The sequence below is a fragment of the Aquabacter albus genome, assembly GCF_040049275.1.
In the GTDB taxonomy this organism is placed as follows: Bacteria; Pseudomonadota; Alphaproteobacteria; order Rhizobiales; family Xanthobacteraceae; genus Aquabacter.
The window spans coordinates 86,763-106,411 of record NZ_JBDZDT010000013.1 but is presented as its reverse complement, the minus strand read 5'-3'; the positions used below and the strand labels follow the sequence as shown (position 1 = coordinate 106,411).

The window sequence follows — 19,649 nt, the reverse complement described above, 5'->3', positions numbered from 1 at the left end:
CTCTGGTGTCGGCTCAAGGACTGGCGACGCATTGCTACCCGATACGACAAGCTTGCCGCCAACTACCTCGCAGGTGCCTACATTGCCGCCGTCATTGCATTCTGGTGCGATTGAGTCCCGACCCTAGTCCGCCGGCCCGCCGCGGCCCGCAATTCTCAAATCCTCGATGCGCTGCCTCATGTCCTTCGCCAGGCGCGAGGCCTTATCGACCGGCACGAAGGCGCTGTCCTGATGGGGCGGGGAGGAGGATTTCGCATCGAAGATGCGGGCACCCTCGGGCGTCATCACCACATCGCCACGGCGCAGCGTGGGGTCGTCCTTGATGGGAATGGAGGCAACGCCCAGAGGTCCGCTCCCAGTGCAGGTGCACGCGGCGTCCAGCTTGGTGCGGTAGAGATAGGCGTTGGGGATCGCACTGTAGGAGCGCCCGCTTTCGCTCGTCGCATAGTCGATGCTGGACCCGCCGCGGAAGACCTGGGTCTCGGCCTTGGGGCACAAGGCGGCGCACTGGGTCTGCGCACCCCATTCCGACGTGTTACTCAGCGGGAAATAGCGCCCGTCGCACATGCGCACGCAATAGGCCACGCCCCGGCCGGACCCGCGCGACGTCTCATCGCTCCCCGGCACGCTGTCCGGCGGCATGCCGGGCAGAATCATCATGGCCGGCGGAGGTTTCGGCCGAAGGAAGCCTCCGAACAAGGCGGCGAAGAAGTCGCCCGGACCCTGCGCGGCGGCGGGTCCCGCCACGGTGAGGCTCAGGGCCAGCACCATGACGGTGGATCGTGCTGCGTGCCGCACGGATACCTCCCATGAGCCGAAACCTCAGGCGAACGCGCTTGGGCCGTAATAGCGCTCGGGCTTCGGCGGCGGCTGGTCCGGTCCGGCGGACGAATGCGGGGCGAGAAGCGACGCTGAAGCCGACGAAATGACCGCCAGCAACGAAATGATCACGAAGGCGCGCGCAAGTGCCATGTCACCCTCCTCCGAACCCGGAACCCTCTTTTGAACCAGTGCCCCCATGGCGCCTGGAAACCCTCCGCTAACTCTGTTTCCGCGATTTCAGTTCCAGCACCAAAAGTGGTAGGAGGGCGCCAATCCCACCACTTCACGAGCATGTGCTTGAAACGCCCCTCAGATCGGGCAAGCTGGCGCGCCCACGGGCAGGGCCGCATACGCCTAAGGCAGATTGACCGCACCGGATGATCGACAAGCTTGAATATCTGATCGCCCTTGCCCGCGAGCGCCATTTCGGCCGGGCGGGCGAGGCGTGCGGTGTGACGCAGCCGACCCTTTCCGCGGGCATCAAGCAGCTGGAGGACACGCTGGGCGTGCTTTTGGTCCAGCGCGGTTCCCGCTTCATGGGCTTCACCCCCGAGGGCGAGCGCACGCTGGAATGGGCGCGCCGCATCGTCGCCGACTCTCGCGCCATGCGGCAGGACATCGATGCGCTCAAACGCGGCCTCGCCGGCCCCTTGCGCATCGCCGCCATCCCCACCGCTTTGCCCATGGTGGCGGCGCTGACCACCCCGTTCCGCGCGCGCCACCCGGATGTGCGCTTCACCGTGATCTCCCGCACCTCCATCGAGATCCTGAACCATCTGGAAAACCTGGAGATCGATGCGGGCCTGACCTATCTCGACAACGAGCCCCTCGGCCGGGTGAACACCGTGCCGCTCTATCGCGAGCGCTACCGGCTGGTGACCTCGCCCAACTCCAAATATGGCGACCGCCCGGAAGTCACCTGGGCCGAGATCGCCGAGCTGCCGCTCTGCCTTCTCACCCCAGACATGCAGAACCGGCGCATCATTGACGGGCTGCTCTCCGCCGCGGGCGGGCCGCCCAAGCCGACGCTCGAATCCAATTCCATGATCGTGCTGTTCACCCATGTGCGCACCGGCCACTGGGCGAGCGTGATGCCGGCCATGCTGGCGGATTCGCTGGGGCTGACCTCCATCGTGCGGTCCATCCCCATCGTCGATCCCGAGATCACCCATTCCATTGGCCTTGTGGTTCCTCATCGGGAGCCCACCACCCCCATCACCGCCGCCCTTGTCGCGGAGGCCCGGCGCATCGCGCCCCGGCTGGAGAGCCTGACGGACAAGGACCCGGCTCTTGCTGCACTGCAACCTTAGGCAGCCTTAGCGCGGCGCCGTTTTGCCGGCGCCGGATAGACGAAAGCAATCAGTTTTAGCTCTGGAAGCCCCGAATGCCGCAGTCTGGCAGGCGGCCAACCCTTTGCGCGCCGTCAATCAGGGCTGCGGAACGATAGAGATGTTCTATCGCAACATCCCACAGCTCGCTTGATTAGAACGATTGGTATGCCACACTCCTTGTAATCATCACAAAAAGCGCAGCGTCACGCTGCCCTATGGGAAGTGAAGAATGCCGGTTGCAGGGTACGAGCCATGGAGCGCAGAGCGCGCTTCACAGATCATAGCGTCGCACCGTGAGATGGCGGGCGCCACCATGCCGATCCTGCACGCCATCCAGGAAGCTTTCGGCTTTGTCCCCGATCCGGTCGTTCCCATGATCGCCGAGAGTCTCAACCTCTCGCGCGCCGAGGTCTATGGCGTCGTCACCTTCTATCACGACTTCCGCCGTGAGCCGCCGGGCCGACATGTCATCAAGCTCTGCGCCGCCGAGGCGTGCCAGTCCATGGGCTCGACCCAGCTCGCCGAATATGCCGAGGAGCGCCTCGGCATCGAGATGGGCGAGACCTCGCCGGACGGCCGGGTGACGCTGGAGCCCATCTACTGCCTCGGCCTGTGCGCCTGCGCGCCCTCGGCCATGATCGACGGCCGGCTCGTGGGCCGTCTCGACCGCGAGACCATCGACGAGCTCGTTGCGGAGACCAATCGATGAGCCCCGCCCGCATCTTCGTCCCCAACGACGCCACCGCCGTCGCCTGTGGCGCCGACCGCGTCGCCCTGAAGCTGGCCGATGCGCTCACCGCGCGCGGCCTTCAGGTGGACATCGTCCGCAACGGCTCGCGCGGCCTGTTCTGGCTGGAGCCCCTTTTGGAGGTGGAGACCCCCGCCGGCCGTGTCGGCTACGGCCCGGTGAAGCCTTCCGACGTGGAGAGCCTGCTGGATGCCGGCCTGCTGGAGGGCAAGGACCATCCGCTTTCCGTGGGGCTGGTGGAGGAAATCCCCTACCTCAAGAAGCAGACCCGCCTCACCTTCGCGCGTTGCGGCATCATCGATCCCCTGTCGCTGGCCGACTACAAGGCCCATGACGGATACAAGGGGCTCGCCAAGGCCATCGAGATCGGCCCGTCCGCCATCGTGGAAGAAGTGTTCCAGAGCGGCCTGCGCGGCCGTGGCGGCGCAGGCTTCCCGACCGGCATCAAGTGGCGCACCGTCGCCGGCACGAAGGCCGACCAGAGATACATCGTCTGCAATGCGGACGAGGGCGACAGCGGCACCTTCGCCGACCGCCTGATCATGGAGGCGGACCCCTTCTGCCTGATCGAGGGCATGACCATCGCCGGCATCGCGGTGGGCGCCACCAAGGGCTATGTCTACTGCCGCTCGGAATATCCCCTCTCCCTGATCGTCATGGAGAAGGCCATCGAGATCGCCCGCAAGGCGGGTCTCCTGGGCGATAACGTCGCCGGCTCCGGCTACGCCTTCGACATGGAAATGCGCATGGGCGCGGGCGCCTATGTGTGCGGCGAGGAGACGGCCCTTCTCGACAGCCTGGAAGGCAAGCGCGGCGTGGTGCGCGCCAAGCCCCCGCTGCCGGCGCTGAAGGGCCTGTTCGGCAAGCCCACCGTCATCAACAATTTGATCTCGCTGGCCACCGTGCCCGTCATCCTCGACAAGGGCGGCGCCTTCTACAAGGATTTCGGCATGGGCCGCTCGCGCGGCACCATGCCCGTTCAGCTCGCCGGCAACATCAAGTATGGCGGCCTGTTCGAGACCGCCTTCGGCATTTCGCTGGGCGAACTGGTGAACGAGATCGGCGGCGGCACGGCCTCCGGGCGCCCGGTGCGCGCGGTTCAGGCGGGCGGACCGCTCGGCGCTTATATGCCGGTGCACCAGTTCGATACGCCGTTCGACTATGAAGCGTTTGCGGCCAAGGACGCGCTCATCGGCCATGGCGGCATCGTCGTGTTCGACGACACCGTGGACATGGCCCACATGGCGCGCTTCGCCATGGAGTTCTGCTCCCACGAGAGCTGCGGCAAGTGCACCCCCTGCCGCATCGGCTCCACGCGCGGCGTGGAAACCCTCGACAAGATCATGGCCGGCGAGCGGCGCGAGGCGAACCTCGCCATCCTCACCGACCTTTGTCAGACCATGAAGCTCGGTTCGCTCTGCGCGCTCGGCGGCTTCACGCCCTACCCGGTCATCAGCGCCCTCACCCATTTCCCGGAAGACTTCGGCGCCGCGCCGAAGCTGCCCGTGGCCGCCGAATAGGAGACGCCCTGTGTCCCTCGTCCACGAAATCGACTACGGCACGCCCCTCTCCAAGTCGGAGAAGCTGGTTTCCCTCGTCATCGACGGGATGAAGGTGCAGGTGCCGGAAGGCACCTCCATCATGCGCGCGGCCATGGAGATCGGGAACCAGATCCCCAAGCTCTGCGCCACCGACATGCTGGACGCCTTCGGCTCCTGCCGTCTCTGCCTCATCGAGATCGAGGGGCGCAACGGCACGCCGGCCTCCTGCACCACGCCGGTGGGCGAGGGCATGGTGGTGAAGACCCAGACCGAGCGGCTGAAGCAGATCCGCAAGGGGGTGATGGAGCTCTACATCTCCGACCACCCGCTGGACTGCCTGACCTGCTCCGCCAATGGCGATTGCGAGCTTCAGGACATGGCCGGCGTCGTCGGCCTGCGCGAAGTGCGCTACGGCTATGAGGGCGAGAACCACACGAAGCTGGGCAAGGACGAATCCAACCCCTACTTCACCTATGAGCAGTCGAAGTGCATCGTCTGCAATCGCTGCGTCCGCGCCTGCGAAGAGGTGCAGGGCACCTTCGCGCTGACCATTTCCGGCCGCGGCTTCGGCTCGCGCGTCTCGCCGGGCATGGACGAGCCCTTCCTCAATTCGGAATGCGTCTCCTGCGGCGCCTGCGTGCAGGCCTGCCCCACCGCGACGCTGAACGAGAAGGCGATGTTCGAGATCGGCACGCCCGAGCACTCGCTGGTCACCACCTGCGCCTATTGCGGCGTCGGCTGCACCTTCAAGGCGGAGATGCGCGGCGACGAGCTGGTGCGCATGGTCCCCTACAAGGACGGCAAGGCGAACCGCGGCCATAGCTGCGTGAAGGGCCGGTTCGCCTATGGATATGCGACCCATTCGGACCGTATCCTGAAGCCCATGATCCGCTCCTCCATCCACGAGCCGTGGAAGGAAGTGAGCTATGAGGAGGCGATCAATTACGCCGCCTCCGAGTTCAAGCGCATCCAGGCGAAGTATGGCCGCCGCTCGGTGGGCGGCATCACCTCCTCGCGTTGCACCAACGAGGAGACCTACCTCGTCCAGAAGCTGATCCGCGGCGCCTTCGGCAACAACAACGTGGACACCTGCGCCCGTGTCTGCCACTCGCCCACGGGCTACGGCCTCTCCCAGACCTACGGCACCTCGGCGGGCACGCAGGACTTCGATTCGGTCGAAGACAGCGACATCATCCTGGTGATCGGCGCCAACCCCACCGACGGCCACCCGGTCTTCGGCTCGCGCATGAAGAAGCGCCTGCGCGAGGGCGCCAAACTCATCGTGGTGGATCCCCGCAAGATCGACCTCGTGCGCACCCCCCATGTGGAGGCGTCCTTCCACCTGCCGCTCCGGCCGGGCACCAACGTCGCCATCGTCACCGCTTTGGCCCATGTGATCGTCACCGAAGGCCTCGTGGACGAGGCCTTCGTGCGCGAGCGCTGCGACTGGGCGGAATTCCAGGAATGGGCCGCCTTCGTCGCCGAGGAGCGTCACAGCCCCGAAGCCATCGCCAAGCTCACGGGCGTTGACCCGGCGCTGGTGCGCGGCGCGGCCCGGCTCTATGCCACCGGCGGCAACGGCGCCATCTATTACGGCCTGGGCGTCACCGAGCATTCCCAGGGCTCGACCACGGTGATGGCCATCGCCAACCTCGCCATGGCCACCGGCAATATCGGCCGCAAGGGCGTGGGCGTGAACCCGCTGCGCGGCCAGAACAACGTGCAGGGCTCGTGCGACATGGGCTCGTTCCCCCACGAGCTGCCGGGCTACCGCCACATCTCCGACGACGCCACCCGCGCCTCCTTCGAGGCCCTGTGGGGCGTGACGCTGGACGACGAGCCGGGCCTGCGCATCCCCAATATGTTCGATGCGGCCGTCGACGGCACCTTCAAGGGCATGTACGTGCAGGGTGAGGACATCCTCCAGTCCGACCCCGACACGCGGCACGTCTCCGCCGGCCTCGGCGCCCTGGAATGCCTCGTGGTGCAGGACCTGTTCCTGAACGAGACCGCCAATTACGCCCACGTCTTCCTGCCGGGCTGCTCGTTCCTGGAGAAGGACGGCACCTTCACCAATGCGGAACGCCGCATCCAGCGCGTGCGCAAGGTGATGGCGCCGAAGAACGGCTATTCGGACTGGGAAGTCACGATGATGCTCGCCAAGGCCCTCGGCTACGAGATGGACTATGCCCATCCAAGCGAGATCATGGACGAGATCGCCCGCCTCACCCCCACCTTCAAGGGCGTGTCCTACACGAAGCTGGACGAGGTCGGCTCGGTGCAGTGGCCGTGCAACGATGCGGCGCCGGAAGGCACCCCGATCATGCACATTGACGGCTTCGTGCGCGGCAAGGGCAAGTTCATCCTCACCGAATACGTGCCCACGGACGAGCGGACCGGCCCGCGCTTCCCGCTGCTGCTGACCACGGGCCGCATCCTCTCCCACTACAATGTGGGCGCCCAGACCCGGCGCACCGCAAACGTGGCGTGGCATGCGGAAGACGTGCTGGAGATCCACCCGCACGATGCCGAGAACCGCGGCATCCGCGACGGCGATTTCGTGCGCCTCGACAGCCGCGCCGGCTCCACCTCGCTGCGCGCGGTGATCAGCGAGCGCATGCCCACGGGCGTCGTCTACACCACCTTCCACCACCCGGTGACCCAGGCGAACGTGGTGACCACTGACTTCTCCGACTGGGCCACCAACTGCCCCGAATACAAGGTGACCGCCGTGCAGGTGGCCCCCTCCAACGGGCCGTCCGAGTGGCAGGAAGAGTATGAGAAGCTCTCCCGCGAAAGCCGCCGCATCGCCGAAGCGGCGGAGTGAGCGGGTCGGCTTCGATGTCTGCCCTCTCCGGTTTGCGCACCGCGCTCCCTCTCCCGCTTGCGGGGGAGGGCTGGGGAGAGGGAAATGGTGCGCCCCCTTCGAATTTCGCAGCTGTGCTCTGCTTGAGTGCCCCCTCCCTAACCCTCCCCCGCAAGCGGGAGAGGGAATGGTGGTGCGCCCCTGCGGCGACCGCCCGCTTGAACTTCACACCAATCCACACAACCTTGAAGGCATCGGCCTTGCGCGGTGCCCATCATGCCTGACGATTTCATCATCCCCGATTTCCCCGATCCCGTCCGCCGGATTGCCCGCGATGCGTGGCGCGAAGGCGTGACCGCGCGCGGGGAACGGGCGGTGCCGGAGGAGACTCCGGTGGCGCTCACCTATAACGGCACCACCCAGGCCGTGATGATGGCGACGCCCCTCGACATCGCCGATTTCGCGCTGGGCTTCTCGCTGACCGAAGGCATCATCGCCTCCCCCGCTGACCTCCTCGGCCTGGACGTGATCGCGGTGGAGGAGGGCATCGAGGCCCGCATGTGGATCGCGGAGGAGAAGATGAAACATCTCTCCGCCCGCCGCCGGCATCTGGCCGGCCCCACCGGCTGCGGCCTGTGCGGGGTGGAGAGCCTTGCAGAGGCCATCCGGCCGGCCGCGCAGGTGACGTCCGACGCCGTCTTCACCCCCGAGGCGCTGCTGGAGGCCATGGCCCTTCTCGGCCCGGCCCAGGCGCTGAACCACGAGACCCGCGCGGTCCATGCCGCCGGCTATTTCGAGCCGGGGCGCGGGCTTTTGGCGGTGTGCGAGGATGTGGGCCGCCACAATGCCCTCGATAAATTGGTGGGCAAGGTGGTGGTGCTCGACGCCCAGCCCGCGCGCGGCCTGCTGCTCCTCACCAGCCGCGTCTCCATCGAGATGGTGCAGAAGGCGGCGGTGCTGGGGGTGGGCGTGATCGCCGCCGTCTCCGCGCCCACCTCGCTCGCCATCCGCACGGCGGACGCCGCCAGCATCACCCTCGCCGCCATCGTGCGTTCCGACGGCTTCGAAGTCTTCACCCATCCCCGCCGCATCGCGCCGGGCAAATCCTCACGGCAGGCCCATGTCGCATAAGACCACCAACGACCGCCTCGTCTATATGGCGAACCAGATCGCGACCTTCTTCTCCAGCCAGCCCTATGAGGCGGCGGTGGCGGGCACGCGGGACCATATCCAGAAGTTCTGGGACCCGCGCATGCGGGCCGGCATCGCCGATCATATCGCCCATGGCGGAGAGGGCCTCTCGCCCATCGCTAGGGAAGCGCTGGACGGACTGAAGCCGGTCAAGGCGGCGTGAGTTTCGCCGGCCTTCGCGTGGGCGGCGCGGCCTAAGTACAGCCGTCATCGCCGGACTTGATCCGGGAATCCACATTTATCCCTTAAGCCTGCACTTGCAGCGCCCCGTGGATGCCCGGGTCAAGTCCGGGCATGACGGTGGAGAGGATTAAGCTCAGCCGCAATCGTCAGGGGCCGCGGCCGCTTCCCCTCACACCACATGGGCCGGCGCGAGGGCGCAGGGCAGTTCGCCCGCCTCCACCTGGATCGCCGCATGGCCGATCTGGAACTTCTCCTTCAGCCCCGCGCAGGTCTCAGCCAGGAAAGCGTCGTCGAGCGCCGCGCCGGGTCGCACCAGATGGGCGGTCAGCGCATTCTCGGTGGTGGAGAGCGCCCAGATGTGCAGATCATGCACTTCGGTGACGCCCGGGCGCTTGGAGAGATAGGCCTCCACATCCGCCCGGTCGATGCCCGCGGGCACCGCATCCATGGCCATGTCCACGCTGTCGCGGAACAGGCCCCAGGTGCCGAGGATGATGGCGGCGGCAATGGCGAGGCTGACCAGCGGGTCGAGCCACAGCCAGCCGGTGAAGGCGATGACGGCCGCCGCGATCACAACGCCCAGGGACACCGCCGCGTCCGCCACCAGATGCACGAAGGCGCCGCGCACATTCAGGTCGCTCTTGCGGTCCGCCATGAAGAGGAGGGCCGTGCCGAAATTCACGCCGATGCCGATGAGCGCCACGATCATCACGATGCCGGTTTCCACGGGCTGGGGATCGGACAGGCGCGAGACGGCCTCGACGATGATGCCGCCGGTGCCCAGCAGCAAAATGATGGCGTTCGCCAGCGCGGCCAGGATGGAGGAGCGGCCGAAGCCGAAGGTGCGCTTGGCGGTGGGCGGCCGGGTCGACAGCCACGCGGCCGCCCAGGCCAGGAGCAGGCCGAGCACGTCGGACAGATTGTGGCCCGCATCGGCGAGCAGGGAGAGCGAGCCGGAGAGGAAGCCGAAGACGGCCTCGATGATCACGAAGCCGAAATTGACCGAGGCGCCGATGGCGAAGGCGCGCAGGGATTTCGGCATGGCATGGGCATGATCGTGCCCCGCGTGCGAATGGCCCCCATGGGAGTGCCCGCCATGGGAATGGCCGGCATGGGCCTCGTGGTCATGGTCTTCGTGATCGTGGCCTTCGTGGGCTTGCTTTTCCGGGGCATGCTTTTCGTGGGAATGCCCCTTATAGGCCTCCGCAGCGTGGGTGCCATGCTTGTGGCCGGCATGCTCCTCCCCATGGCCCGCATGGTCGTGGTCATGCTCACCATGATCGTGACCGGCATGGTCGTGCGCCCCGTGCCCCGTTCTGCTGGTGTCGCCGGCCATGGTCCTTCCCCACTCACCTCAAATACTGCTGCCCAGTAAACACCATTCGGTGTCACTGCGGTGTCGTTTTCAAGGGAAAGCGCTCACTTCAGAAAGCCTTCAACCAGGCCCGCGAAAGCTTCCGGCATCTCGATGGACGACATGTGGGCGCAGTCCAGCACCTCGCGCCGGGCGCCGGGAATGTGCTTTGCGATCAGTTCGCCCCATTCCGGCGGGGTGGAGCGGTCGCGGGCGCCGATGATCACCATGGCGGGGACGGCGACGTGCGCCAGCGCAGCGCGGAAATCCATGTCCCGCATGGCGCAGCTCGTGCCCATATAGCCCGAGGCCGGCGTGTCCACGATCATCTGGCGCACCGGCGCCACCTTTTCCGGCTGCGCTGCGCGGAACTCCGGCGTGAACCAGCTGTCGATCACCGCATCGGCCACCGAGGCGGTGCCGGCGCGGCGGATATGCTTGATGCGCCCTTCCCACAAACGCGGCGGGCCGGCATGGGCGGTGGTGTTGGCGATGACCATGCGCTTCAGGCGCTGCGGCGCGTTGAGCGCCATCCACTGGCCCACCATGCCCCCCAAGGAGAGGCCGCACAGATGTGCTGCGGGGATATTCAGCGCATCCAGGATATTGATGAGGTCGCGGCCGAGATCGCCCATGGAATAGACCGCGTCCGGCGCGGCGCTCTGGCCGTGGCCGCGCGCGTCGTAGCGGATCACGCGGAAGTGGCGCGAGAGCGCCGGGACCACACTGTCCCACATCTCCAGCGACGTGCCGAGCGAATGGGCCAGCACCAGAGGCGGCGCCGTCTCCGCGCCGTTGAGGGCGATGCGGAAGCGCTCGCCGGAAAAGTTGAGGAAGGACACGGGGAAACCTCGGGGTATTCTGTATTCCCGATCTAGCCCCAGCCGCGGCGCGAGGGAAGAGAGCGCCGGGGTCGAAACGCTCCCCGGGCGCGCCGGGGAGCGATGTGCTCAGTCCAGATCGGCGTCCAGGATGGCCATCTGGAAATTGTAGGACAGGTCGCCGTCCTCATCGTCCTTGAACAGGACGCCGATGAACTCGTCCCCGAGATAGACCTCGGCGGAATCCTTCTTCTTCGGCCGCGCGGTCACCTTGATCTGCGGGTTGCCGAACAAGGTGCGAAGATAGCGCTGCACGCGTTCCAGCTCGGTCTTTTCCAAACGTCAGTCCTCCAGGGGTACGAATGGCCGCGAGACCGCGGCCACGAATGCGGGATGCTCCCGCGTGTCAGATATCGGCGCCGGCGAAGATATGGTCGTCGAACATTTGGTCCATGGCCCGCGCCGGCTCGGCGCAGCCCGCCTCGCCCACCACCTTGGCGGGCACGCCGGCGACCGTGGTGTTGTGCGGCACAGGCTTCAGCACCACGGAGCCGGCGGCGATGCGGGCGCAATGACCCACCTCGATATTGCCGAGGATCTTGGCCCCCGCGCCGATCAGCACGCCGCGGCGGATCTTGGGGTGCCGGTCGCCGGTTTCCTTGCCGGTGCCCCCCAGGGTCACACCCTGGAGGATGGACACGTCATCCTCGATTACCGCGGTCGCGCCGACGACGATGCCGGTGGCGTGGTCGAGGAAGATCCCCCGGCCCACGGGCACCGCCGGGTGGATGTCCACGTCGAACACGGAGGAGGCGCGGCTCTGGAGATAGAGGGCGAAGTCCCGCTGCCCCTGCGTCCACAGCCAATGGGCGAGGCGATGAGTCTGGAGCGCGTGGAAACCCTTGAAATAGAGCACGGGCTCGAGCGTGCGGGTGGCGGCGGGGTCGCGGTCCACCACGGCCATGATGTCGGCGCGCACCGCCTGGGAGATGGACCGGTCACCCGCCACCGCCTCGTGATAGGCGGCGCGGATGATGGAGCCGGGCATTTCCGCATGGTCGAGCCGCGCGGCGATGCGGGCGCCGATCACACCTTCCAGGCTGTTATGGCCGAGCACGGCGCCGATGAAGAAGCCCGCCAGCAGCGGCTCCTTGCCGGACGCCTCGTCGGCCTCGTTGCGCAGGCGCGCCCAGACCGGGTCCACCACGTCGTGCCAACGCTCGTTCGACACTTTCGCGACGGCCGGAACCGGCGTCTGGAACAGGGATTGGGGCATTCCTGCCTCCCGAATGGATCGTTTTCGCCACACTTCTAGCACAGCCGGAGGCATGGGCGCACCCCGGCGGACGCGGGGCGGCCCTTCACGGCCTGCGGGCCAGGAACTCCAGCACTGCCTGCTTGAACACCTTGTCGCCCACGGCGGGGTTGTGGTCCCGGTTCGGGATGTCCAGCGCCTCGCCCTTCGGCAGCAAGGCGGCAAGTGCGTGGGGATCGCCTGCGATGGTATCGCGGGTGCCCACGGCGACCAGCGCAGGCACGCGGATTTCCCCCACCTGCTCGCGCGTCAGGATCTGGCGCGAGCCGCGGATGCAGGCGGCGAGCGCCTTGAGGTCCGCCTTGTTGGCGTCGCTGAAGGCACGGAACATGCGGCCCATGGGGTCGGTCACGTCGTCAAGGCTTGGCGCCTCGAGGGCCTCCGCGATGGAGGTGGGCAGGCCTATGCTGTCCACCAGATGGATGCCGAGCCCGCCCATGATGGCCGAGCGCACGGCCTCGGGATAAAGCAGCGCCATCTGGGCGGTGACGCGGGCGCCCATTGAATAGCCCATGATGTCGGCGCGCTGGAGGCGCAGATGCTCCAGCAGGCGCAGCGCATCCTTGGCCATGAGGCGGGTGTCGTACTGGTTGGGGTCGTAGAGCTTTGCCGAGCCGCCATGGCCGCGATGGTCGAAGGCGATGACGCGCCGGCCGTCCCCCGTCAGCGTCTTGAACCAGGACGTGTTGATCCAGTTCACCTCCTTGGTGGAGGCGAAGCCGTGGATCAAAAGGATCGGATCGCCCTGCCCCTCCTCCACATAGGCAAGGTCCAGTCCGTCGGAGGAGAAGGTCGGCATCGCATCCTCTAGGTCTTATGCGCGGCGGACCCTAATTCGGCTCGGGGCGAGAGGGAAGCGCGGCGCTTGCGGCGCCAGAGCGGGCGCACCAGCGAAACGCACAGGCCGTTGAAAGCCGAGATGAGGCCGACCACCCAGAACAGCGCGCCAAAGCCCCACCAGAGGAAGGACAACACCGCGCCCGTCACCATCAGCGCGCCGCGCCCCGCCGCGCGCAGGATGAAAAGCGTCTGCCCGCCTTTCTTCTCGGAGAGCCGGGCAAGGCGGGAGACGTCATTGCCGTTCTCCACCAGCGCAAGCCCCTCGAACGCCGCGCGGGTACCGGCCTTCGCCTGGACCGTGCCGAGATCGTCCATGAGACGCGCCACGCGGGCCACGCCCTGGGGCCGCACCACGCCCTTCAGGGCGGCGGCATCCAGCGTGCCGCCGGCCCGCCGCAGGGCGGAAAGGTCCACGCTGTCGCGCACGAGATGGGTGAGATAGGCGGCGAACGGAGCGGAGAGCTTGCCGGTGCGCTTCGCCGCCTTCACCAGGCTGATGCCCATGCGGGCGGGAACGCCCCCGCCAAGGGTCGCATAAGTGCCGGCGGTGAGGGCGAGGCCGGTGGCGGAAAGGCCGAGCACCAGAGGGTCCACCTCTTCGCCATGGGCGTATTTCCACCCTTCTCCGGCAGCATCGCGCAGATCGCCCCAGGCGGTGAGGTCGCCCGCCGCAGCGCCGGCAAGGCCCGGCAGGTCGTCGGGGGCGCCGGTGACGAAGCCCCGGCTGAACTTGCGGGCGGCATGCAGCGCCAGGGCCGCGTCGGTGCGGGCGGCCGCCACCTTCGCGCGCTGCTCGGGCGAGATGGCAAAGCCCCGTGCGTCCGCCCATTCCAGCGTGGACGCGGCAAGATCGGGATCGTCAGCCGCCAGCGCGGAGGCGATATCCGCCTCGGTCTGCGCCGGTGTGCGGGCCTTCAGTGCGAGATCGGCGAGGGTTGCGGGATCATTCCTGCCCATCACCAGCCGCACGCCGTCCCGCGCCGCCGGGAGCGCCCAGGGCGCAAGGCCCGCGAGGCTGCCCGCCAGGAGGAGGAAGGCGATGATACGTGCCATGCCGTGACACCCCCGATGAATGCGGCCGATTGGCGTCGAGCCTTCATTCATCAAGCGTGGGCGGGGGCTGGGGTTCCCGCGGTCACGCGACGGGCGAAGATGAGCAGAGAATGAAGCCGGAAATCGTCATGGCCGGGCTTGACCCGGCCATCCACGCGGTTCCGCTAGGTGCGGCTTAAGGGAGAGGCGTGGATGCCCGGGTCAAGCCCGGGCATGACGGCTCTCCTAGAGGCATGCCCCGCTGATGCGGATCGGCGGGGCATGCCTGGCAACCCCCCTCAGTGCGCGGGCTTCTTCTTCCGCCGCCGCACCAGCATGTTCAGCCCCTCGACGGCCGCCGAGAAGCCCATGGCGGCATAGACATAGCCCTTGGGCACGTGGAAGCCGAAGCCTTCGGCCATCAAGGTCATGCCGATCATGATGAGGAAGCCCAGCGCCAGCATCACCACGGTGGGGTTCGCCTCGATGAAGCGCGCCAGCGGATCGGCGGCGAGCATCATCACGCTCACCGCCACCAGAACGGCGATGATCATGATGGGGATGTGGTCGGTCATGCCCACGGCGGTGATGATGCTGTCGATGGAGAAGACGAGGTCCAGCATCAGGATCTGCACGATGGCGGCGCCGAAGGCGATGGTGGCCTTGCCGCTCTCGAACATGTCGCCTTCCTCATCGTGATCCACATTGTGGTGGATCTCCTTCGTGGCCTTCCACACCAGGAACAGGCCGCCGGCGATGAGGATGATGTCGCGCCAGGAGAAGGCGTGGCCGAACACCGAGAAGATCGGCTGGGTGAGCTGCACGATGATCGCCACCGTGCCCAGCAGGCCGAGACGCAGGATCAGCGCCAGCGAGATGCCGATGCGCCGGCCGCGCGAGCGCTGCGCCTCGGGCAGCTTGTTGGTGAGGATGGAGATGAAGATGAGGTTGTCGATGCCGAGCACCACTTCCATGGCGATCAGCGTGATCAGGGCCACCCAGGCAGCGGGGTCGCTCGCGAGCTGCAGCAGATAGTCCATTTTTCGCTCTTCAATCCTGTCGGGAAAGGGGTTGGCGGGGAAGGAAACGGCGGGAAGACAAGAGATCCCCCGGCGGGGTCGGCGGCGCATAGACCCGCAGCGCGGCGGGGCGGATGGAGAAATGGGCCGGCGTCCAGGTGGTGAGCTCGCCGTCCGTATTCACCGGGCGGGGCTTGCGGGTGCGGATGACCACTTGGGTGGTGCGGAAGGTGCGCACATCGCTCCAGCGGCCCTGCGTGCCTTCGCGCAGGCTGGGCAGGAGCAGCAGCAGCTTCCACCAATGGTCCACTTCGAGGCTGTAGAAATCCAGCGTCCCGTCGTCCGCCGTGGCGTCCTGCGAGACGGTCATGCCGCCCCCGTAATGGCGGCCATTGCCCACGGAGGCCTGGAGGGTGCGCACCGTCTCGATGGTGCCGTCATGCTCGATATAGGCAGTGAACAGGCGCGACTGGGCCAGCAGCCGCGCCGCAACGATGGCATAACCGAGCTTGCCCCAGCGCTTCTTCGCCTCGGCGTTCAGCGCGCGGGCAAGGTCCGCGGAGAAGCCGATGCTGGCGACGTTGAGAAAGGGATGGCCGTTCACCTCGCCCAGATCCACATGGCGCGGCTCTCCATCGGCGATGAGGCGCGCGGCGGCGAGCGGATCGGCGGGGATGCCGAGGGTGCGAGCGAAATCATTGGCGGTGCCTAGCGGCAGCACGCCCAAGGGGACGCCGGTGTCGTAGAGGCCGGGCGCGGCGCTGTTCAAGGTGCCGTCGCCCCCGCCGATGATGACGAGATCGCATTCGCCCGCCCGGCGGCGGATCATGTCGGACAGGCTCTCGTCGCCCGAGAGCGGCTGGTCCAGCAGCGTGATACCGCCGGCCTCCAGCACGGCCCGCGCGGCATCGACGGAGGCATCGCCCTGGCGCGCGCGGGGGTTCACCACGAACACGGCGCGGCGCAATCGAACGACAGGGTGGGCAAACTGATCGGTCACGGAACCCCTCACCGGCATTGAATGTCGGAGCATGTCCGACATCACGCGCCAGCTTGCTGGCCGCGCCAGAGGGGCCCGGAGTGCTGAGCGATAGGTAAGACTGGCAACCCCCGACGCCCACCCCGCCCCCGTGAGGCGCATTGTCGCATAAGGTCCTGCGGGTGGACATGGCTGCGGGGCTGGGGATTGATCGGCCTGCAAGGGAGGATCGCCAATGATGCTCGAGAGCTTGGACTTCGGGATGCTCAGCCTCGAAACCTGGGCTGCCTTCACCGCCGCCTCCGCCGTGCTGCTGGTGATACCCGGGCCGACCGTGTTGCTGGTGGTGTCCTATGCCCTCGGCCAGGGTTGGCGGGCGGCGCTGCCCATCGCCATCGGCGTCGCTTTGGGCGACTTCACGGCCATGACGCTCTCCATGCTCGGCGTCGGCGCGCTGCTGATGGCCTCCGCCACCCTGTTCACCGCGCTGAAATGGGCGGGCGCGGCCTATCTCATCTGGCTGGGGGTGAAGCTGTTCCGCGCGGGCGGAAGCCTGTCCGCGGAACCGCGCACCACGCCGGTCTCGGCGGTGCGCATGCTGGGCCATGCTTGGCTGGTGACGGCGCTGAACCCGAAGGGCATCACCTTCTTCGTGGCCTTCCTGCCCCAGTTCCTGGACCGGAGCAGCCCGATCCTGCCGCAGATGCTGGTGTTCGAGGCGACCTTCCTGGTGCTCGCCTTCGCGAATGCCTGCGGCTACGCGCTGGTGGCGTCCGGCGCACGCCGGAGCCTCGGGCGGCCGCGCATCATCGCCTGGTTCAACCGGGCCGGCGGCACGCTGCTGGTGGGCGCGGGCCTCGCCACCTTGGCGGCCCGCTCCAATCCTTGAGGGTCATTGAAAAAGGTCATCCCCCCGGACCCGACCGGAGGGATCTCCTGCCGTGGGTGCAGCGCGCCCCCTCTCCCGCTTGCGGGGGAGGGCTGGGTGGAGCCCGGCCATGACGGTTCTGGCGGATCAGACGTCCTGGATGGCCGAGAGCGTCCACTCCCCGCCGCGCGGGCGGGTGAAGGTCCACACCTCGGTGGTCTCCTCCAGAGCCTCGGTGCCGTGCGATGTCAGGGCGCCGGTCGCCCGGTCGCGCATGATGTCGCGCATCTGGTAGCGCAGGGCCACCGTCGCATACTCCGTATTGCCCTCGCGCCAGGATTCGGCGAGGTCGCCCTGGAGCAGCTTCACGTCGCGCACCTCGTTGCGCACGCCGTGGGCCGTGTTCCGGTCCAGTTCCTCGGTGAGGACGGAGAACACTTCCGGCGTGGCAAGGCGGCGCAGCGCGTCGCGATCCTCGCGGGAATAGGCGTCCTGAACCTCGGCGAGCCGTGCCTCGAACGTGTCGAAGTCCTTCGCGCCGATGCCGATCTCATCCTTCACCCGGCGATTGGGCGCCGGCTGGTAGGCAGGCTTGCCCATTCCGCCCATGCCGCTTCCACCCATGCCGCCGAGGGCGCTGCGCCCCGGCTGGGGCTGCGGCTCAGCGCCGCCCCCGAACATTGAATCCCGGTTCATGCCATAGGGCGCGCCCGCACCCGCCGGGGTCGGCTGGCGCCGCGCGGCAAAGAAGCGGAACGCCAGCATGGCGACGAGCGCGATCAGGCCCACCTGGAGCAGCAGGCCGAGGAAGCCCGCCATGCCGCCGAAGCCGCCGCCCAGGAGCAGGCCGACAAGGCCGCCGATGGCGAGGCCGCGCAGCAGCGAACCGCCGAGGCCGCCGCCGAACAGGCCGCCGCGGGCCGCATTGGCCGTGTTGGCGGTGGTCTGCGGGCCGGGGGCCGGCGTTGCGGAGCGCTGGATGGGCTGCGCCGCCGAAGGCGCCGTGGAAGTGGAAGGCGGAGCCGTATAGGTGCGCGTGCCACGGCTGCCGAAGCCGCCGCCCTTGCGCGCATCAGCCTCACCCACCGCTGCGACCGTCATGGCCGCGCCCAGAAGGAGCACACCCATAAATGCCGGAAAACGCTTGAAAATCTTCATGTCACCCTCAAGAAGCTGACCGCTTCCTCCCAACCTGCCCTTACGGCAGTCCGATGGAATATGGGGGTGAACGGAGGTTTTTGTAAGAGGGTGCCTTTTTGAAGCGGGACCTTTGGGCACGCCTTCCGCCCGGCGAGGCGAAGCGCTAAAGTCCGCCCGACACCGCAACGCCCGACCGGAGCGACGAGGCAGACATGGCAGCCACGGGAATCCCTCATTTCTGCAACGACCTCGGCGTCCCGGTGATCGAGGTGGGCGCGCACGAATTCATGTGCATCGGCGCCACCCCGCCCTTCGACCACCCGCATATTTTTCTCGACATGGGCAACGACACGGAAATCGTCTGCTCCTATTGCTCCACGCTCTACCGGCATAATCCCGCGCTGAAGGCAGCCGAGGCGAAGCCCGAGGGATGCGTGTGGCAGGAGCGGCCGGTCGCGGCCTGATCGTGCCGGCGCACCCGAAACACGGGGTCGCATCCAGCGCGGTGATCGTCGGCGGCGGCATTGGCGGTCTCGCCTGTGCCGTGGCGTTGCGCCGCGCGGGACTGTCGGTCTCCATCGTCGAGCAGGCTCCCGCGTTCGAGGAAGTGGGCGCGGGCCTTCAGCTCAGCCCCAATGCGACGCGCGTGCTGCGCGATCTCGGCGTGCTGCCCACGCTGGAAGAAAACGCCATCGCGCCCGAGGCGCTTGAGATCCGCGACGGCCATTCCGGCCGCATCATCGCAAGCTGTCCTTATGGGCCGGCCGCAGTGCGGCTCGGCGCGCCCTTCCTCGTCGCCCACCGGGCAGATCTGCACCGCGTGCTGGCCGAGGCCGCGCGCGCCCTCGACTGTACCTTCGAAATGGGCGCGCGGCTGGAGGGCATGGAAGCCTCAGACGGCGTGGCGGTGGCGGTTGCGAACCGGGACGGCGAAGCCTTGCCCATCCAGGCAGACATCCTGATCGGGGCGGACGGTGTGCGCTCCACGGTGCGCGCCCAGCTCGGCGGCTCCGCTGCCCCCGTCTTCGCCGGGCGTGTCGCCTATCGAGCGACCATTCCCGCCATCGCCGAAGGGCGGCCGGCGGTGCGGCTTTATCTGGGGCCCGAGGCCCATCTCGTCACCTATCCGGTCAGGGGCGGCGCCACTGTCAACATCGTAGCCGTAGTGAAGGCCGACCGTCCGGTGACCCGCTGGAGCGAGCCGGGCGAGGCCTCTGCCGTCCATGCCGCCTTTGCCATGTGGGCGGAGGAGGTGCAGGCGCTGCTCGCCGGCGCGCCGGAATTCCGCTGCTGGGGCCTTTACGACCTCGATCCCCTGCCCCGCTGGGGTGCGGGACGTGCCACGCTCCTGGGCGATGCAGCGCATGCCATGCTGCCCTTCCTGGCCCAGGGCGCGGCCCAGGCCATCGAGGACGCGGCGGCGCTGGCCGCCGCGCTGGCGCAAGGCCCCTCCGCCGAGGCGGCATTACGCGCCTATGAGGCGGCACGGCGCCCGCGCACCGCGCGCATCCAGCGCGAGGCCCGTACGTCCGGCGCCATCTACCACCTCTCCGGCCCCGCCCGGCTAGCGCGCGACGCCTTCATCGGCCTGACGGGTAACCGGCTGCTGGAGCGCTATGAATGGCTGTATGGGGGCTGAGGCCCCCTCAATTTCCCCGG

At 67.7% G+C, this 19,649-nt stretch carries 21 protein-coding genes and 1 pseudogene; 11 read left to right on the top strand and 11 right to left on the bottom strand.

The features are described 5' to 3' along the window. Nucleotides 1-114: pseudogene (locus ABLE91_RS26725) on the top strand (IS5/IS1182 family transposase); the annotation flags it as partial. Nucleotides 115-123: 9 nt separating this feature from the next. Here ABLE91_RS26725 and ABLE91_RS26720 read toward each other — a convergent pair. Both ABLE91_RS26720 and ABLE91_RS26715 read right to left on the bottom strand, forming a co-directional pair. After that, the gene (locus ABLE91_RS26720) at nucleotides 124-798 is read right to left on the bottom strand and encodes a DUF2865 domain-containing protein (protein WP_348935598.1); all 675 of its coding nucleotides are present in this window, start codon (nucleotides 796-798) and stop codon (nucleotides 124-126) included. Between the two features lie 24 nt (nucleotides 799-822). Further along, nucleotides 823-972: a hypothetical protein gene (locus tag ABLE91_RS26715; protein WP_348935597.1), complete on the bottom strand. Its 150-nt coding sequence runs from the start codon at nucleotides 970-972 to the stop codon at nucleotides 823-825. 227 nt (nucleotides 973-1,199) lie between these two features. Here ABLE91_RS26715 and ABLE91_RS26710 point away from each other — a divergent pair, with 227 nt between their 5' ends. From ABLE91_RS26710 to ABLE91_RS26685, 6 genes are all read left to right on the top strand, one after another. Further along, on the top strand, nucleotides 1,200-2,132 hold the full coding sequence (locus tag ABLE91_RS26710) for a LysR family transcriptional regulator (RefSeq protein WP_348935596.1): 933 nt from the start codon (nucleotides 1,200-1,202) through the stop codon (nucleotides 2,130-2,132). Nucleotides 2,133-2,382: 250 nt separating this feature from the next. Continuing rightward, on the top strand, nucleotides 2,383-2,862 hold the full coding sequence (locus ABLE91_RS26705; protein WP_348935595.1) for a formate dehydrogenase subunit gamma: 480 nt from the start codon (nucleotides 2,383-2,385) through the stop codon (nucleotides 2,860-2,862). After that, complete coding sequence (locus ABLE91_RS26700; protein WP_348935594.1) at nucleotides 2,859-4,421, top strand: formate dehydrogenase beta subunit; 1,563 nt, start codon at nucleotides 2,859-2,861, stop codon at nucleotides 4,419-4,421. Before ABLE91_RS26705 ends, ABLE91_RS26700 begins: the two co-directional genes overlap by 4 nt. A 10-nt stretch (nucleotides 4,422-4,431) precedes the next feature. Next, the gene (gene fdhF / locus ABLE91_RS26695; protein WP_348935593.1) at nucleotides 4,432-7,269 is read left to right on the top strand and encodes a formate dehydrogenase subunit alpha; all 2,838 of its coding nucleotides are present in this window, start codon (nucleotides 4,432-4,434) and stop codon (nucleotides 7,267-7,269) included. Nucleotides 7,270-7,524: 255 nt separating this feature from the next. Further along, nucleotides 7,525-8,379, top strand: coding sequence for a formate dehydrogenase accessory sulfurtransferase FdhD (gene fdhD, locus ABLE91_RS26690; protein WP_348935592.1), 855 nt, complete (start codon nucleotides 7,525-7,527; stop codon nucleotides 8,377-8,379). Further along, complete coding sequence (locus ABLE91_RS26685) at nucleotides 8,369-8,602, top strand: formate dehydrogenase subunit delta (RefSeq protein WP_348935591.1); 234 nt, start codon at nucleotides 8,369-8,371, stop codon at nucleotides 8,600-8,602. The genes fdhD and ABLE91_RS26685 overlap by 11 nt, the downstream gene beginning before the upstream one ends. Nucleotides 8,603-8,791: 189 nt before the next feature. Here ABLE91_RS26685 and ABLE91_RS26680 read toward each other — a convergent pair whose 3' ends face one another. Next, nucleotides 8,792-9,664 (bottom strand): cation diffusion facilitator family transporter, encoded by an 873-nt coding sequence (locus ABLE91_RS26680; protein ID WP_348935590.1) that lies wholly within the window; start codon nucleotides 9,662-9,664, stop codon nucleotides 8,792-8,794. Nucleotides 9,665-9,703: 39 nt separating this feature from the next. Between ABLE91_RS26680 and ABLE91_RS26675 the strand changes: the two genes are divergently transcribed. Further along, nucleotides 9,704-9,997 carry a hypothetical protein gene (locus ABLE91_RS26675; protein WP_348935589.1) on the top strand — a complete coding sequence of 98 codons (294 nt, stop codon included), beginning with the start codon at nucleotides 9,704-9,706 and terminating at the stop codon, nucleotides 9,995-9,997. Between the two features lie 44 nt (nucleotides 9,998-10,041). Here the strand turns inward: ABLE91_RS26675 and pcaD are convergent, their stop codons facing one another. From pcaD to ABLE91_RS26640, 7 genes are all read right to left on the bottom strand, one after another. Next, a complete protein-coding gene (pcaD, locus tag ABLE91_RS26670; protein ID WP_348935588.1) occupies nucleotides 10,042-10,818 on the bottom strand; it encodes a 3-oxoadipate enol-lactonase in 777 nt (258 codons plus the stop codon). 108 nt (nucleotides 10,819-10,926) lie between these two features. Beyond that, complete coding sequence (locus ABLE91_RS26665; protein ID WP_348935586.1) at nucleotides 10,927-11,136, bottom strand: DUF3126 family protein; 210 nt, start codon at nucleotides 11,134-11,136, stop codon at nucleotides 10,927-10,929. Between the two features lie 67 nt (nucleotides 11,137-11,203). Continuing rightward, nucleotides 11,204-12,073, bottom strand: coding sequence for a serine O-acetyltransferase (cysE, locus tag ABLE91_RS26660; protein WP_348935585.1), 870 nt, complete (start codon nucleotides 12,071-12,073; stop codon nucleotides 11,204-11,206). 85 nt (nucleotides 12,074-12,158) lie between these two features. Next, nucleotides 12,159-12,911, bottom strand: a complete 753-nt coding sequence (locus tag ABLE91_RS26655) for an alpha/beta fold hydrolase (RefSeq protein WP_348935584.1) — start codon at nucleotides 12,909-12,911, stop codon at nucleotides 12,159-12,161. A gap of 8 nt (nucleotides 12,912-12,919) precedes the next feature. Further along, nucleotides 12,920-14,005 carry a hypothetical protein gene (locus tag ABLE91_RS26650; protein WP_348935583.1) on the bottom strand — a complete coding sequence of 362 codons (1,086 nt, stop codon included), beginning with the start codon at nucleotides 14,003-14,005 and terminating at the stop codon, nucleotides 12,920-12,922. 278 nt (nucleotides 14,006-14,283) lie between these two features. Further along, the gene (locus ABLE91_RS26645) at nucleotides 14,284-15,024 is read right to left on the bottom strand and encodes a TerC family protein (protein ID WP_348935582.1); all 741 of its coding nucleotides are present in this window, start codon (nucleotides 15,022-15,024) and stop codon (nucleotides 14,284-14,286) included. A gap of 10 nt (nucleotides 15,025-15,034) precedes the next feature. Next, nucleotides 15,035-16,003: a lipid kinase gene (locus tag ABLE91_RS26640; protein WP_348935581.1), complete on the bottom strand. Its 969-nt coding sequence runs from the start codon at nucleotides 16,001-16,003 to the stop codon at nucleotides 15,035-15,037. A gap of 214 nt (nucleotides 16,004-16,217) precedes the next feature. Here ABLE91_RS26640 and ABLE91_RS26635 point away from each other — a divergent pair, with 214 nt between their 5' ends. After that, entirely contained in the window at nucleotides 16,218-16,871 is a 654-nt protein-coding gene (locus ABLE91_RS26635) for a LysE family translocator (RefSeq protein WP_348935580.1), read from the top strand. 126 nt (nucleotides 16,872-16,997) lie between these two features. On the opposite strand, the gene ABLE91_RS26630 is transcribed toward ABLE91_RS26635, so the two are convergent. Further along, on the bottom strand, nucleotides 16,998-18,008 hold the full coding sequence (locus ABLE91_RS26630) for a Tim44 domain-containing protein (RefSeq protein WP_348935579.1): 1,011 nt from the start codon (nucleotides 18,006-18,008) through the stop codon (nucleotides 16,998-17,000). Nucleotides 18,009-18,202: 194 nt separating this feature from the next. Between ABLE91_RS26630 and ABLE91_RS26625 the strand changes: the two genes are divergently transcribed. Next, on the top strand, nucleotides 18,203-18,454 hold the full coding sequence (locus ABLE91_RS26625; protein ID WP_348935578.1) for a zinc-finger domain-containing protein: 252 nt from the start codon (nucleotides 18,203-18,205) through the stop codon (nucleotides 18,452-18,454). After that, on the top strand, nucleotides 18,421-19,629 hold the full coding sequence (locus tag ABLE91_RS26620) for an FAD-dependent monooxygenase (RefSeq protein WP_348935577.1): 1,209 nt from the start codon (nucleotides 18,421-18,423) through the stop codon (nucleotides 19,627-19,629). The genes ABLE91_RS26625 and ABLE91_RS26620 overlap by 34 nt, the downstream gene beginning before the upstream one ends. The last annotated feature ends 20 nt before the right edge of the window (nucleotides 19,630-19,649 follow it).

Bases quoted from the DNA above. Each gene is read 5' to 3' on its own strand.
- ABLE91_RS26705 (WP_348935595.1), top strand. From the start codon at position 2,383: ATGCCGGTTGCAGGGTACGAGCCATGGAGCGCAGAGCGCGCTTCACAG.
- ABLE91_RS26645 (WP_348935582.1), bottom strand. From the start codon at position 15,024: ATGGACTATCTGCTGCAGCTCGCGAGCGACCCCGCTGCCTGGGTGGCC.
- ABLE91_RS26655 (WP_348935584.1), bottom strand. From the start codon at position 12,911: ATGCCGACCTTCTCCTCCGACGGACTGGACCTTGCCTATGTGGAGGAG.
- ABLE91_RS26650 (WP_348935583.1), bottom strand. From the start codon at position 14,005: ATGGCACGTATCATCGCCTTCCTCCTCCTGGCGGGCAGCCTCGCGGGC.
- ABLE91_RS26710 (WP_348935596.1), top strand. From the start codon at position 1,200: ATGATCGACAAGCTTGAATATCTGATCGCCCTTGCCCGCGAGCGCCAT.
- ABLE91_RS26675 (WP_348935589.1), top strand. From the start codon at position 9,704: ATGGGAGTGCCCGCCATGGGAATGGCCGGCATGGGCCTCGTGGTCATG.
- cysE (WP_348935585.1), bottom strand. From the start codon at position 12,073: ATGCCCCAATCCCTGTTCCAGACGCCGGTTCCGGCCGTCGCGAAAGTG.
- ABLE91_RS26685 (WP_348935591.1), top strand. From the start codon at position 8,369: ATGTCGCATAAGACCACCAACGACCGCCTCGTCTATATGGCGAACCAG.
- ABLE91_RS26630 (WP_348935579.1), bottom strand. From the start codon at position 18,008: ATGAAGATTTTCAAGCGTTTTCCGGCATTTATGGGTGTGCTCCTTCTG.
- ABLE91_RS26635 (WP_348935580.1), top strand. From the start codon at position 16,218: ATGATGCTCGAGAGCTTGGACTTCGGGATGCTCAGCCTCGAAACCTGG.
- ABLE91_RS26700 (WP_348935594.1), top strand. From the start codon at position 2,859: ATGAGCCCCGCCCGCATCTTCGTCCCCAACGACGCCACCGCCGTCGCC.
- fdhD (WP_348935592.1), top strand. From the start codon at position 7,525: ATGCCTGACGATTTCATCATCCCCGATTTCCCCGATCCCGTCCGCCGG.
- ABLE91_RS26625 (WP_348935578.1), top strand. From the start codon at position 18,203: ATGGCAGCCACGGGAATCCCTCATTTCTGCAACGACCTCGGCGTCCCG.
- ABLE91_RS26680 (WP_348935590.1), bottom strand. From the start codon at position 9,664: ATGCCGAAATCCCTGCGCGCCTTCGCCATCGGCGCCTCGGTCAATTTC.
- ABLE91_RS26715 (WP_348935597.1), bottom strand. From the start codon at position 972: ATGGCACTTGCGCGCGCCTTCGTGATCATTTCGTTGCTGGCGGTCATT.
- ABLE91_RS26620 (WP_348935577.1), top strand. From the start codon at position 18,421: ATGCGTGTGGCAGGAGCGGCCGGTCGCGGCCTGATCGTGCCGGCGCAC.